11 protein-coding genes are annotated in these 14,244 nt (G+C 68.2%); 6 read left to right on the top strand and 5 right to left on the bottom strand.

Annotation, left to right across the window (positions count from 1 at the left end; genetic code table 11):
- Window positions 1–208 precede the first annotated feature (208 nt).
- Window positions 209–772 (bottom strand): YiiX/YebB-like N1pC/P60 family cysteine hydrolase, encoded by a 564-nt coding sequence (locus tag AC3WLY_RS13140; protein WP_492308243.1) that lies wholly within the window; start codon window positions 770–772, stop codon window positions 209–211.
- Between the two features lie 120 nt (window positions 773–892).
- On the opposite strand from AC3WLY_RS13140, the gene AC3WLY_RS13135 reads away from it, so the two are divergent.
- The 4 genes from AC3WLY_RS13135 (at window position 893) to AC3WLY_RS13120 (ending at window position 3,551) form a co-directional block, all read left to right on the top strand.
- Window positions 893–1,630 (top strand): helix-turn-helix domain-containing protein, encoded by a 738-nt coding sequence (locus tag AC3WLY_RS13135; RefSeq protein WP_175958933.1) that lies wholly within the window; start codon window positions 893–895, stop codon window positions 1,628–1,630.
- Between the two features lie 77 nt (window positions 1,631–1,707).
- The gene (gene pcaQ, locus AC3WLY_RS13130; RefSeq protein ID WP_175958934.1) at window positions 1,708–2,694 is read left to right on the top strand and encodes a pca operon transcription factor PcaQ; all 987 of its coding nucleotides are present in this window, start codon (window positions 1,708–1,710) and stop codon (window positions 2,692–2,694) included.
- A 127-nt stretch (window positions 2,695–2,821) separates the two neighbouring features.
- A complete protein-coding gene (locus tag AC3WLY_RS13125; RefSeq protein WP_006751193.1) occupies window positions 2,822–3,181 on the top strand; it encodes a type II toxin-antitoxin system RelE/ParE family toxin in 360 nt (119 codons plus the stop codon).
- Window positions 3,182–3,254: 73 nt separating this feature from the next.
- Window positions 3,255–3,551, top strand: coding sequence for an XRE family transcriptional regulator (locus AC3WLY_RS13120; protein ID WP_175958935.1), 297 nt, complete (start codon window positions 3,255–3,257; stop codon window positions 3,549–3,551).
- Between the two features lie 141 nt (window positions 3,552–3,692).
- Here AC3WLY_RS13120 and AC3WLY_RS13115 read toward each other — a convergent pair whose 3' ends face one another.
- The 3 genes from AC3WLY_RS13115 to AC3WLY_RS13105 form a co-directional block, all read right to left on the bottom strand.
- Window positions 3,693–4,967 (bottom strand): amino acid permease, encoded by a 1,275-nt coding sequence (locus AC3WLY_RS13115; RefSeq protein ID WP_310142736.1) that lies wholly within the window; start codon window positions 4,965–4,967, stop codon window positions 3,693–3,695.
- A gap of 135 nt (window positions 4,968–5,102) precedes the next feature.
- On the bottom strand, window positions 5,103–9,557 hold the full coding sequence (locus tag AC3WLY_RS13110; RefSeq protein ID WP_492308244.1) for a DEAD/DEAH box helicase: 4,455 nt from the start codon (window positions 9,555–9,557) through the stop codon (window positions 5,103–5,105).
- A gap of 219 nt (window positions 9,558–9,776) precedes the next feature.
- Window positions 9,777–10,301, bottom strand: a complete 525-nt coding sequence (locus tag AC3WLY_RS13105; protein ID WP_072436609.1) for a metal-dependent hydrolase — start codon at window positions 10,299–10,301, stop codon at window positions 9,777–9,779.
- A gap of 398 nt (window positions 10,302–10,699) precedes the next feature.
- Between AC3WLY_RS13105 and ggt the strand changes: the two genes are divergently transcribed.
- Both ggt and ppk2 read left to right on the top strand, forming a co-directional pair.
- Entirely contained in the window at window positions 10,700–12,421 is a 1,722-nt protein-coding gene (gene ggt, locus AC3WLY_RS13100) for a gamma-glutamyltransferase (RefSeq protein WP_492308245.1), read from the top strand.
- Between the two features lie 325 nt (window positions 12,422–12,746).
- Window positions 12,747–13,697 (top strand): polyphosphate kinase 2, encoded by a 951-nt coding sequence (gene ppk2 / locus AC3WLY_RS13095; protein ID WP_175958940.1) that lies wholly within the window; start codon window positions 12,747–12,749, stop codon window positions 13,695–13,697.
- 55 nt (window positions 13,698–13,752) lie between these two features.
- Here the strand turns inward: ppk2 and AC3WLY_RS13090 are convergent, their stop codons facing one another.
- Entirely contained in the window at window positions 13,753–14,043 is a 291-nt protein-coding gene (locus AC3WLY_RS13090; protein WP_175958941.1) for an H-NS histone family protein, read from the bottom strand.
- Window positions 14,044–14,244 lie beyond the last annotated feature (201 nt).

The following is a 14,244-nucleotide window of genomic DNA, read 5'->3' as shown; positions in this document are numbered from 1 at the left end:
AATGACCTTTTTTCGCGAGACGCATAACCGTTCGTTATGTCAGTCGAGCCAATGAAAAATCCGCCGGACAGGATGCCTGTCCGGCGGATGAAAGCGATCGGGCTTCGCGTCGTCGGTGACGACCCCGTGCACGGCCCTCCAGCCAGCCCGTCGCTATTTTTTGTCTTTTGTTCTTGTTGTTATCCGGCCTCCCCGAGCCTGCCCGTCGTTATTGGCGGCCGGGATCGAACACGATCCCGTCGAATTCGAGCGACAGCGTGCCGCTGCGCAGCAGTGCGGCCAGCGTCGCGGCCCGATCGGCGCCGAGCACATCGCTCACGTACTGCGCGCAGAACCCGCGCCGCACCCGCAGGTTGAAGCGGTTGCCGAGCAATGCGTCGATCCGCTGTTCGGCCGTCGCGTGCGACCGGCGCTGCTCGTCGGCGGTCGATGCCGCGACGCGGCGCGCCAGCGCGATGCGTCCGCCGTCGGCATGGGCGACGAAGCGCGACAGCGGCGTGAGCTTCGTCCACGCAAACGCGGGCTCGGCGATCACGGGTTCGTCGCCCGACGTATCGACGACGATGCCGAAACGATTGGCCCATGCGCCCGTCGTGCCTGCCGCGTTGCGCGGCGAGCCGGCCGGCACACGGATGAACACGAGATCGCCGACATGCGCGCCGGCGGCCAGCGTGCGGACGGTGGCGAGCGGCATCGTGCGATCCGTGTCGCGTGCATCGCGCGGTGCGGTGTGATGCGGTTCGTAAGCGGCGGTTTCGGTTCGGGTGGCCATTTCGGCTCCGTCGTTGCGTGACAGGACGGAGCGGATTATGCAGACAAGTATCCAAAAGTGTTCGTCTGCATGCGCAGGTAGCCTAATATCCGACCTTGAGCATCGTTTTTCGATACCAAAATGACCGAAACCGCCCAACTCATCGAAACGCTGAAGCGCCAGTTGAAGGCGCAGGGAATGACCTACCGCGACGTCGCGCGTGCGCTCGACGTTTCCGAGACGAGCGTGAAGCGGCTGTTCGCGAGCGGCCGCTTCACGCTGGAGCGCGTCGCGGAGATCGCGCAGTTGCTCGGCTATACGCTGGCCGAGCTCGTGCAGGAGGCATCGGCGTCGGCGCCGAGGCTGCACGTGCTGACCGAGCAGCAGGAGGCGCTGCTCGTGTCGGACGAGAAGCTGCTGCTCGTCGCCGTCTGCGCGATCAACTACTGGACCGTGCAGGACATCGTGACGGCCTATCGCGTGACGAAGGCCGAGTGCGTGAAATACCTGTTGATGCTCGACCGGATGAACGTCGTCGCGCTGCTGCCGGGCGACCGGATTCGCGTGCGCGTCGCGCGCGATTTCGACTGGCTGCCGGGCGGGCCGATCCGCCGGTATTTCCATGCGCACGCGCTCGGGGATTTCCTCGACAGCCGCTTCGACGGCGCGGGCGAGACGATGACGTTCTCGCAAGGGATGCTGACGGAAGCGGCCGCCGCGGAACTCGAACTGGAATTGCGCCGGCTGCGCAGCAAGGCGGCCGCGCTGCATGCGGAATCGTCGTCCGCACCGCTCGGGCAGAAGCACGGGACGGGCTTGCTGATCGCGAAGCGGGTCTGGGAGCCGACTGGTTTCCACGCGCTGCGGCGTAGCGCATGACGTTTCACCGAATGCTTGGGCTTATCCGGAAAGTTATGCAAAATGGCATTTCATCGTCATTCGCATAACCACCCGTTATGAATAACCGTATCGCCGACGGCCGCGTCAAGTTTCGGCACCTGCAGTGCTTTCTCGCGGTCGCGCAGCTGGGCGGCGTGCAGAAGGCGGCCGAAAGCCTGTCGATCACGCAGCCGGCCGTGTCGAAGACGATCGCCGAACTGGAAGCGATCCTCGGCGTGAAGCTGTTCGAGCGCGGGCGGCAGGGCGCGCAGCCGACCCGCGAAGCGCAGTTGTTCATGCCGCACGCGAATGCGTGCGTGCTGGCGCTGCGGCAGGGCGTCGGGCTGCTCGCGCGCGAGGGCGGGGCCGCCGCCGCGACGCTGGAAATCGGCATGCTGCCGACTGTGGCGGCATCGCTCGCGCCCGCGTTGATGAAGGCGCTGGCCGAGCGCTGGCCGCGCGTCGTCGTGCGGATCGCGACGGCCGCGAACGCCGATCTGCTCGAGCGCCTGAAGTCCGGTGCGATCGAATGCGCGATCGGGCGACTGTCGGAGCCGGAGCGGATGATCGGGCTCGCGTTCGAGCAGTTGTACAACGAGCCGCTCGTCGCGGTCGTGCGCGCCGGGCACCCGCTGCTGTCGAGCGCGGCGCCGGCCACCGAGCTCGCGCGCTATCCGGTCGTGCTGCCGCCGTACGGCACGCTGATCCGGCAGTCCGCCGAGCAACTGCTCGGCGCATGCGGCGCGCCGCCGCTGGATTCGTTCATCGAGGTGCTGTCGGTATCGGTCGCGCGCGCGCTGGCGCTCGAGAACGACGCGGTGTGGTTCGTGCCGCTCTATGCGGCCGAATACGATCTGTCGGCCGGTGCGCTGGCGCGCCTGCCGCTGCCGTCCGCGGGTACCGACGAGCCGGTTGGGCTCATTCTGCGCACCGATGCGCAGCCGTCGCCGGTCGCACGGACGCTGATCGATGCCGTGCGCGACATCGCGCGGTCGCGGTTCGGCGACAAGCGCCCGCACCGGACGCCGCGCGCCGCACGCAAGCCGGTTCGCGGCGATCGCTGATCCTTCGGGCCGCGCGACAAGCCCGGCTCAATCCCTTTCCCCGCTTCCGGATCGGCCATCCGGCCAGTAGCCGCCCTCGTGGTGCTTGGCATATCGTATCGTTTTTGGTACGATCGGTGACAAGACGATGGCGAGACAGCAGATCCAGGTCACGCTCGGCGTGCGGTTCTTTCGCACGGCCCGAGGCAACGAGCCGGTGCGCGAATGGCTCAAGGCGCTCGGGCAAGTGGAGCGAAGGGTGATCGGCGAAGAGATCAAAACCGTTCAATTCGGCTGGCCGCTCGGCATGCCGCTGGTTCGGAAGATGGCGAAGGATCTCTGGGAGATCAGAATCGTGCTGCCCACGCGCAGCGCTCGCATCCTGTTCACGGTCGTCGGCGACACGATGGTCCTGCTGCACGGGTTCATCAAGAAGTCGCCGGCCACGCCGCCGGACGATCTCGACGTTACCGTCGCGCGCCTGAAAGCGCTGACGCACGCCATCTGAATTTCCCGGTTGCGCCGCAACCCACCGTCTCCGACGGTCAGGCAGCCGGCAACGCCATGCACTGGAGTACGACATGACGACCACGAACAACCCGCATATCGGCAGCGACTTCGATGCCTTCCTCGAAGAGGACGGCAATCTCGAAGCGGCCACCGCCACCGCGATCAAGCGCGTGATCGCGTGGCAGATCGGGCAGGAAATGAAGGCGCAGCACATCACGAAAACCGCGATGGCCGCGCGGATGAAAACCAGCCGTGCCGCGCTCAACCGGCTGCTCGACGAAACCGACACGAGCCTCACGCTGGCGACGCTCGCGAGCGCGGCCGCCGCACTCGGCAAACGGCTCAGCTTCGAGCTGGTGCCGGCCTGACCTGCGTGACGAAACGGCGCGCGGTCGGTTTGCGGCGGCCGTTCGCGTGATGTGCGCAGCGAATCGGCCGGTGATCCGGCCTGCGATTCACCGGCGCGTCGCTGTGAGCGGGCAGGCGTCAGCCCATGCGCATACGGCGGGTCAATTGCGCGGCCCGGTCACCTGCAGATAAAGCAGCGCGCCACCCGCGAGCAGCAGCGGGCACAGCAAATACCAGCCCGTCGTCAGGAACAGCCCGGCGACCGCAACCAGCGAAATCCACGCACAGCGGTAAGCGATGCAGCCGCGCGGCAGCAACTTCAGCGCGGCGGCCGCACCGAGCCCATACACCATCACGAAACACCCGGACGTCACGAGCACGAGCGGTTTCGGCCCGACGTCCGAGATCGTCGTCGCGGCCAGCGCGGCTGCCGCGAGCACGGCGATCACGCCGAGGCTGCGGCGCGGGACGCCGCCGACCTGGCTGCCTTGCGCGAGCCACGCGGGCAATGCGCCGTCGCGCCCGAGCGCCGCGCCGAGCTTGGCCGCGCCCGCGAAATACGCGTTCATCGTGCCGAGCGTGAGCAGCAGCGCGGCCGCGGCCGCGAGCACCTGTGCGTGACCGCCGATGCCGCCCGCGATCAGTTCGGCGAGCGGTGCCCCCGATGCGCCTGCAGACGGCCCGAGCACCGTCACGCTCGCGGCGGCGACCGACAGATACAGGAACCCGACGACCACGACCGCGATGCCGGCCGAGCGCGGCATGTCGTGCGCGGGCCGGCGGAATTCGGCCGCGAGATGCGTGATCGCTTCCCAGCCGGCGAAGCTCCACACGAGCAGCGCGGCAGCCTGGCCGACCGCGAGCCAGCCGTGCGGCGCGAACGGCTGCAGGTTCGCGGTGCGCGCATGCGGCGCGGACGCCAGCACCGCGGCGAGCAGCAGCGCGACGAGCAGCGCCGACAGCACGAGCTGCATGCGGCCCGATACGGTGACGCCGAATGCATTCGCGGCCGACACGGCTGCGATCAGCGCGGCAGCCGTGACGATGACCGTCGTGTGCCCGCCGCCCATGACGGCCGCGACGTACGCGCCGCCGAACATCGCGGCGGCCGGTGCGCCGGCCGGCACCGCGAAATAGAAGCACCAGCCGACGATCGCCGCCGCCTTCGGCCCGAATGCGCGCCGTGCGTAGGTCGACACGCCGCCCGCGTCGGGATAACGTGCGCCGAGTGCGGCGAAGGTGGCCGCGAGCGGCCCGGACAGCACGACGAGCGCAGCCCACGCAAGCAGCGACGCCGGGCCGGCGACCTCGGCGGCCAGCGCAGGCAACGCGATCACGCCGGTGCCGAGCACCGCGCCGATATACAGCGCGGCACCCTGGAAAATGGTCAGCGAGCCCGCGTGATGAGCGGCGGGCGAGTCGGCATGCGCAGGCATGAGCGGCAGTCTCCGAAAGTCTTGTTGTGTGTGGGCGCGGGAGCCCGCGCGGTCAATCGCACGATGCTACTCGAACGATGGCGACAGCGCGGCCCGGCGATCAGTAGTCGGTACTGCGCCGTCTGTCAGCCGATGTCAGCAGTGGCGCGCGAGCCGCAGGCGCGCATCCTCGCGCGCAGCGGGCGACAGTTCGGGCGCGTAGTGGAATGAACCCGACACGAGCGATGCGACGGGCACGCCGTCGCGGAACAGCACGCGATTGCCGGCCAGCGCCGGCACCTTGTCGCCGGGCAGCAGCGTGCCTGCGAGATTCAACGGGTCGGCGCCCGTCACGCATATGTACTGCCCGTCACCGGGTTGCCGCCGCAGTTCGCGCAGAATCGGAATCGCCTCGGGCAGCGCGAACTGCTCGCCCGCGAGCCCGGCGACGAAACGTCCGCCGCGAACCTCGCCGCGCGCTTCGAGGCGCTGCAGCACGCGCACGAGTTCGCGCCAGCTCGGCAGCCAATCGGCCTCGCGTTCGAGCAGCCGCCAGAACACGACGCCGTAGCGGCGCAGCAGCGTCCACGCGATGTGTTCGAGCGCGTCGGGATCGGTCGCGGCCGGGCCGCGTTTAGGCGTCGGCGCATCGTCCGGCGGCGCGAGACGCTGCACGAGCGCCCAGCGGCCCGCATCGTCCATCCCGCCTATCAGCGCACCGCCGCGCCGCGTGCGCGGCGCATAGGTCGCGCTGCGCTTGACGGCCGGCTTCAGCAGCGCGCGCAGTCCCGCGTAGCTGTCCGCATTCACGAGGCCGGCCGACACGAGCTCGCCGAGTGCCTGTTCGAGTTCGACGGGCAGCATGTGCAGGTCGTCGAGCAACGCATCGAAGAACATCGCGCCGTGTGCGGCGAGCGCGTCGCGCACCTGCGTGGCCCGCGCGGACAGCGCCGGTTGCGCGTCGGGGTCGCGCAGTGCCTGCCATGCAGCGAGGTGGCGGCGCGGCAGCAGCACGATCGGCGTCGTCTTCACGGGCGTGCCGGCCGTGCGCGCCGGCGCGCCGATGCGGGTCCACACGAGCTTGCCCGAGCGGCACAGCTCGTCGAGGCCGCCCGCCATGTAGTCGGTGAGCCGCGCGGGCAGCAGTGCGTCTTCCCACGCGCTTGCCGCGGCTTCGTAGCCTTCGAGTTGTTCGACCACGGCCGCGAGCGCGTCGCGGCCAGTGCCGCGCGTGTCCGGCGTCAGGTGTTGCCAATGGAACAGGAAGCGCATGAAGTCGGCGCGCTCGACCGGTTCGATCTCGCGGCGCAGCCGCTTCACCGTATAGCGATGAATGCGCGCGAGCAGATGGCGTTCGCACCATTCGTCCGTCGTCGCGCCCGGCGTGAACCGGCCGCGCATCACATAGCCTTCGCGCTCCAGCGCCGCGAGCGCCGTCGCGATCGACGCCGGCGGCAGGCCGAGCGGTGTCGCGATCGCGTCGAGCGCAAGCGGCCCGAAGCCGGTGAGCCGTGCACGGACCACGTCGACGAGTGCGGCATCGGCTTCCCATGGTTGTGCGCAGGCGGTCGGCACCTTGAGCGCCGGTGTCACGCGTGCGTCGGGATGCAGCGTGCGCAGGCACACGAGCCGTTCGACCGGCACCCACAGCGCGGCGCCGCCCGGCGCGACGAGTTTGGTTGCACGGCGGCGCTCCGCGAGTTCCGCGAGCCGGTCGGCCCAGCCTTCGTGTGCCTGTGCTTCGCTGTCGGCGATGCATGCGAGCGTGAGCAGCGCATCGTGCATTTCGTCGGCGTCGCGCACGAGCGGCCATGCTTCGTCGCGTACCGCATCGATCGCGTCGGCGTCGAGTGCGCCGAGATCGTCGGCCGATTCGGGATCGCTCCAGCGGCGCGACTGCACGGCCTGCGTGCGGCGCTCCTCGAGTGGCGCATCGTCGAGGAACGCGTAGGGTTTCGCGTTCAGGATCTCGGCCGCGAGCGGCGACGGCGCGGGCAGGTCGCGCGCGACGAGCTCGATCGCGCCGCTTTCGATCCGGCGCAGCAGCGCGAGCCAGCCGTCGGTGTCCATCGCGTCGTGCAGGCAATCGTCGAGCGTCTGGTCGACGAGCGGGTGATGCGGTATCTCGCGTTCGCCGACGATGTTCTCGAGGCACGCGACCTGATCCGGGAACACGGTCGCGAGCAGATCCTCGCTCTTCATCCGCTGCAGTTGCGGCGCGGTGCGCCGGCCGCCCGTGAAGCGCGGCAGCGCGAGCGCGGTCGTCGCGTTCCAGCGCCAGCGCACGCCGAACATCGGCGCGTCGAGCAGCGCCTGGACCAGCACGTGCTCGGCGCTGGCCGAACGCAGATAGCGCCACACCTCGTCGAGCGCGAAGCTGTGCGCGAGCGACAGCGACAGGATGATCGCGTCGTCGGTCGCGGCAGCCTGCAGCTCGAAGTTGAAACTGCGGCAGAAGCGCTTGCGCAGCGCGAGCCCCCACGCGCGGTTGATGCGGCTGCCGAACGGCGAATGGATCACGAGCTGCGTGCCGCCCGATTCGTCGAAGAAACGCTCGATCACGAGCGTGTCCTGCGTCGGCAGCGCGCCGAGCGCGGCGCGCGTGCGGGCGAGGTAGTCGGCGATCTGGTGCGCGGCGTCGGGCGACAGGTGGAGATCGTCGACGAGCCAGCGCAACGCCGGCGCGAGGCGGCTTTCGGCGGGGGCGATCACGGTGCCTGTTTCGGTTTCCGCGTTGGCTTTCGCGTTGCTCGCGGCTTTACCGCCCGCGCGTTTGCGCTCGCCGGCGTCCGCTTGCCGGTCGCCGTCGGCGAACAACCCGTCGAGCCGTGCACGCAGCCGGCCGACCGCCGCCGACAGCTCGTCGCTGCGCCCCGGCGCCTCGCCGAGCCAGAACGGAATGTTCGGCGACTGGCCCTGCGCGTCCTCGACGCGCACGCGGCCCGTTTCCACGCGAATGATCCGGTACGACTGGTTGCCCAGCTGGAACACGTCGCCGGCCAGGCTCTCGATCGCGAAATCCTCGTTGACGGTGCCGACCTGGATGCCCTGCGGTTCGAGCAGCACCGCGTAGTCGGCCATGTCGGGGATCGTGCCGCCCGAGGTAGTCGCGGTCATCATCGCGTTGCGGCGCCCGCGCACCGTGCCGCCGACCACGTCGCGATGCAGGTATGCGCCGCGCACGCCGCGGCGGCTCGTGAAGCCTTCGGCGAGCATCTTCATCACTTCGTCGAAGCGTTCGCGCGTCAGCCGCGCATACGGCGCCGCGCGCGTGAAGCTCGCATACAGCGCGTCCTCCTGCCATTCCGCGCACGCGACTTCGGCGACGATCTGCTGCGCGAGCACGTCGAGCGGCGCTTCGGGAATTCGCAATGCGTCGAGTTCGCCGCGCTGCACGCAATCGAGCAGCGCCGCGCATTCGACGAGTTCGTCGCGCGACAGCGGGAACAGCCGGCCCTTCGGCACGCCGCCGACGTGGTGCCCCGAGCGGCCGACGCGCTGCAGGAACGGTGCGATGCCGCGCGGCGAGCCGACCTGGCAGACGAGATCGACATCGCCGATGTCGATGCCGAGTTCGAGCGATGCGGTGGCGACGAGCAGTTTCAGTTCGCCGCGCTTCAGGCGCTGCTCGGCATCGAAGCGGTGCTCCTTCGCGAGACTGCCGTGATGCGCGGCGATCGCTTCCTTGCCGAGCCGGTCGGCGAGATGGCGCGCCATGCGCTCGGCGGTGCGCCGCGTGTTGACGAACACCAGCGTCGTGCGATGTGCGGCCGCGAGCCCCGCGATCCGGTCGTATACCTGTTCCCACACGTCGGTCGCCATCACGGGTTCGAGCGGCACGTTCGGCAGTTCGAGCGCGAGGTCGCGCTCGCGCGTGTGGCCGGTGTCGACGATCGTGCAGTCGCGCGGCGCATCGGCCGGGCCGCCGACCAGGAAGCGCGCGACCGCGTCGATCGGCTTTTGCGTCGCCGACAGCCCGATGCGCGGCAGCGCATGGCCGGCCAGCGCATCGAGACGTTCGAGCGACAGCGCGAGATGGCTGCCGCGCTTGGACGATGCGAGCGCGTGGATTTCGTCGACGATGACCGAGCGCACGTTCGACAGCATCTGCCGCCCCGACGTGGACGACAGCAGTACGTACAGCGACTCGGGCGTCGTGACGAGGATATGCGGCGCGCGCTTGCGCAGCGCGGCGCGTTCGGCCTGCGTCGTGTCGCCGGTGCGCACGGCGGTGCGGATCGCCGGCACCGGCAGGCCGAGTTGCGCGAGCGATTCCGCGATGCCGGCGAGCGGCGCGTCGAGGTTCACGTGGATGTCGTTCGACAGCGCCTTCAGCGGCGACACGTAGACGACGAGTGTCGCATCGGGAAGCGTGCCGTCGTGCGACAACGCATCGCGTACCAGATCGTCGAGCGCGCACAGGAACGCGGTGAGCGTCTTGCCGGAGCCGGTCGGCGCGGCGACGAGCGTCGAGCGGCCGGCCTTGATGTGCGGCCATGCGAGCGCCTGCGCGCCGGTCGGCGCGGCGAACGTGCGCCGGAACCACGCGGCGACGGCCGGGTGGAACACGTCGAGCGCACTGGCGGCAGGGCGGGTAGCGGTGACGTCCATCGGAGCGTTGAAATGGGGTGCGAGCGCGCGGACGGATCGCGCGCGAATCGAATCGCCAGTGTGCCAGACGTCGCGCGTGCGTGCCGGGCATCGCGTGCCGCTCGGGCTAGCGTGCCGACGATTCGGATCGAGATGGGGGCCTGCGCCGCACTTTCAATGGACGTAAAGTTGCGTGTGTGCCGGCACGCCGATATCGCGCCGAAGCGACACTTCAAGCGACTACACGCGATGCAGCCAGCCGAGCCAGTGTTCGAGCAGCGGTGCGCGCGTCCACAGCGATTGCGCGAGCCACAGCGTGCCGCCCCATGCGGCGGCCACCACGATCAGGTCGCAATGTCCGCTGTTCCACAGGTTGAGCGAATGGCGCCGCCAGATCCACGGCACGCCGAGCGGGTTCGGCCAGTCGGCGAGCAGGTGCATCACGCCGCCACACGCGAAGCCGAACAGCGGCGCGGCCCACAGCGGATGCGGATGATGGGTGAGCCCGTGCCACCCGAGCGCGAGCAGCGCGATCCAGCCGATGCCCCAGTGCGTGACGGTGCGGTGCGTGATCCACAGCCGCCGCTTGCGGGTCCACCATGCGACTTCGAGCCAGTCGGGCGCGGTGCCGCCCGCGACGCCCATGGCGAACGCGGCGAGCATGCCCGCGTGCCACGGGCCCGTTGTGCCGGTCTGCGCGACGAGGACGGCGGCGGCGACGCCGGCCGCGAAGCCGGACGCATGATGCGCATTGTGTGATGCCATAGGGAATGAGACGAAGAAACGTGAAGCGGCGCGTGAACGAAAGAAAATGATGCGGCGCGAAAGCGGGGCGCTATCTTCTCAGATCGGGCTGGGCAACGGGCGGCTCGTCCGCGGATTTTTTTGTATGCATGTGTTGCATGCAGCGCAGTTCGCAACTTTCCGTTTTGTGCATTGCGTGATGACGCGTACCGCATGCAATTCCGACCGGTTCGTATGCATGCTGCTGCTCTGCCGCGTGACCTGACGCACCCGATCGATGGGCTTTCGCGCCGCGTCGCGCGTTCGACCCTTTTTGTCCCCCTATACTACGAAACCGGCATATGGCCGTCGGCGCGCCAGCGGCTATAAGCGGACAGGGGCTTTTCCTGCCTGAAGGAGATCCACATGGGGGACATGCAATGATTACGCTGAATCGCTTCAAATCATCCGCGGTCGTGCTCGCGACGGTGGCCGGCATCGGTTTCCTGCCGAACGCGCCCGTCTATGCGAAAGGTCCGCAACCGGCGGTGCTGACGAGCTCGGCGGTCGCGGTGGCCGACAAGTACAGCGCGGATGCCGCGGAGCGGATCTTCAAGGAAGGCGGCAACGCGATCGACGCGGCCGTCGCGATCGCATTCACGCTCGCCGTCACGTACCCCGAGGCCGGCAACATCGGCGGCGGCGGCTTCATGACGATCTACAAGGACGGCAAGCCGTACTTCATCGACTACCGCGAGCGCGCGCCGCTCGCCGCGACGAAGGACATGTACCTCGACAAGGACGGTAACGTCGTCAAGGGCATGAGCCTGTACGGCCCGCGCGCGGTCGGCGTGCCGGGCACGGTCGCGGGCATGTGGGAAGCGCAGAAGCGCTTCGGCAAGCTGAAGTGGAAGCAGGTGCTCGCGCCGGCGATCCACTATGCGCGCGACGGCTTCGTCGTCGACGAGCAGCTCGCGCAGCGCGGCGTCGACGCGTCGAAGGAGTTCGGTGGCAAGACCAACTTCGACAAGTACTTCTCCGGGTTGAAGGCCGGCGTGAACTTCAAGCAGCCCGATCTCGCCGACGTGCTTATGCGAATCTCGAACGACGGCGCGGAAGGTTTCTACAAGGGCAAGACGGCCGAGCTGATCGCGGCTTCGATGAAGACCGGCGACGGCAACGGGCTGATCACCACCGAGGATCTCGCGCAATACCGCGCGGTGTGGCGCCAGCCGGTGCAGGCGAAGTGGAACGGCTACGACGTGATCACTGCGCCGCCCCCGAGTTCGGGCGGCATCGGCCTCGTGCAGCTGCTGAAGATGAAGGCCGACCTCAAGCAGGATTTCGAGGGCGTGAAGCTCAACTCGCCGCAGTACATCCACCTCGTCGCGGAAATCGAGAAGCGCGTGTTCGCCGATCGCGCGCAGTATCTCGGCGACCCCGACTTCTACAAGGTACCGATCGCGCAACTGACCGACGACGCGTACATCGCGAAGCGCGCGGGCGAGGTCAACCCGAAGGAGCCGTCGGACACGAAGAGCGTGCAGCCGGGCCTCGGCACGACGATGCCGGAGAAGGCCGAAACGACGCACTTCTCGGTCGTCGACAAGTGGGGCAACGCGGTGTCGAACACGTACACGATCAACGGCTATTTCGGCTCGGGCGTGATCGCCGACGGCACGGGCATCGTGCTGAACGACGAGATGGACGACTTCTCCGCGAAGCCGGGCGTCGCGAACATGTTTGGCGTGGTCGGCAGCGACGCGAACGCGATCGAACCGAAGAAGCGCCCGCTGTCGTCGATGTCGCCGACGATCATGACCAGGAACGGCAAGGTGTCGCTCGTGATCGGCACGCCGGGCGGCTCGCGTATCTTCACGTCGATCTTCCAGGTGATCAACAACATCTACGACTTCAGGATGCCGTTGAAGGAAGCCGTCGGCGCGATGCGCTTCCATCACCAGCTGCTGCCGCCGAACACGATCTTCTGGGAGCCGTACCACCCGATCGAAGGCGAACTCGCGAAGCAGATCGAGGCGCGTGGCTACACGTTGAAGGGGCAGGACTTCAGCGGCGACATCCAGGTGATCAAGATCGACGGCAAGACGCCGGAGGCGATGGCCGACCCGCGCGGGCGCGGGGTGACGCGGATCATCCACTGACGTGAAGCGATGCGTGCGCGTTCGCGACAGCGGGTGCGCATGCCGTTGCGCGGCCGGGTGTCGGGCCCGGTCGCGCAACGCACTCAGCCGGTGGTCCGGATGAATCCGGAGATTCGCGCCGCGATGGCTGCGGGCGCATCCTCGAAACAGTATCCGGTCGGGGGGTACGGTCGTGCCGCCGTCGCCCGGCTGACGCGCGGTGATCGCACCTGCGTTACCGCATCGCGCCAGATCCGACGGGCACGGCAGGCGTTTTTCATCAAATTGACGCGCGACACTGAGATAATGGCCAAGTTAGGCTGCGTCAATGATGGAAGGAGGCCCCATGGGCGATAACGATACCCGCACCGAGACCGACAACCTCACCGATATGGAATCGATCGAGACGCGTCAGCGCCGCTTCGAGGAAGACCTCGTCGATGCTTACGACGAAGAGCTCGAGATGGAGCTTGACGACCGCCGCTTCGACAACGGCGAGGACCTGCTGTTCTCGCTGGAGCGTCGCGAGGCGCGCAAGGAGTATTTCCGCGAGCTGTTCCGGCTGCAGGGCGAACTCGTGAAGCTGCAGGACTGGGTCATGACCACCGGGCACCGGCTCGTCGTCATTTTCGAAGGTCGCGATGCGGCGGGCAAGGGCGGCGTGATCAAGCGCATCACGCAGCGCCTGAACCCGCGCGTCTGCCGGGTCGCCGCGTTGCCCGCGCCGAACAACCGCGAACGCACGCAATGGTACTTCCAGCGCTACGTCGCGCATCTGCCGGCCGGCGGCGAGATCGTGCTGTTCGACCGCAGCTGGTACAACCGGGCGGGCGTCGAGCGCGTGATGAATTTCTGTACCGATGACGAGTACGAGGAGTTTTTCCGTTCGGTGCCCGAGTTCGAGAAGATGCTCGTGCGCAGCGGGATCCAGATCGTCAAGTACTGGTTCTCGATCACGGATCACGAGCAGGAGGTGCGCTTCCAGGCCCGGATCCAGGATCCGCTGAAGCAGTGGAAGCTGAGCCCGATGGACCTCGAAAGCCGCCGCCGCTGGGAGGCCTATACGGCCGCGAAGGAAGAGATGCTGCAGCGCACGCATATTCCCGAGGCGCCGTGGTGGGTCGTGCAGGCGGTCGACAAGAAGCGCGCGCGGCTGAACTGCATCCACCACTTGCTGGGCCAGGTGCCGTATCACGACGTGCCGCGCCCGACGATCGATCTGCCGCAGCGCGAGCATCACGAGGATTACATCCGCCGGCCGGTGCCGGACAACATGATCGTGCCGGATATTTACTGAGCGGCTGCGCGGGTTTGGGCGGCGGCGAGGGTCGAGCCGCGCAAGGCGGCGCGCGTTACTCCCGGATCAGGAAGGCGGCCCGGTCGCGCCCGGCAATCCATGCGGGTGCGCGGCCGCGCCCGCTCCACGTTGCGCCCGTCACCGGGTCGCGATACTTCACGCCGACGGTGAACAGCTTCGCACGGTCGCTGTAACCGTGACCGAAGATTTCACGTGCGGTCAGCGCGTAGCTCGTGACGAGTTCGCGCACCTGCTCCAGCACCACATTGCGTTCGCGGCACCGTGCCGCCTTGATGCGCTGATCGAGTTCTGCAAGCTGGGCTTGCAGTTTTTGGATTTGCTGCATGCGTCCATTATCCCGTGGCTGATTTGATTATTGGCGACGCGTGACGAGCTGCATGGCAGCACGCCCGGCCATGGCGTGCTGCCTTGGCCGGAGGCGCATCTCACGCAGCGTGCTCCGGCCTGCCGGCAGGGCAGTTGCGGAGCGTGTCGCCGGGAACCCGGTGAGATTAGGACTCGGCGCGCCGTTTTTCTATCGGACGTA

This window comes from Burkholderia sp. FW306-1C-G01B (assembly GCF_058781685.1).
Note: the sequence above shows the minus strand (reverse complement) of the source record. Positions and strands in the feature narration are given on the sequence as shown.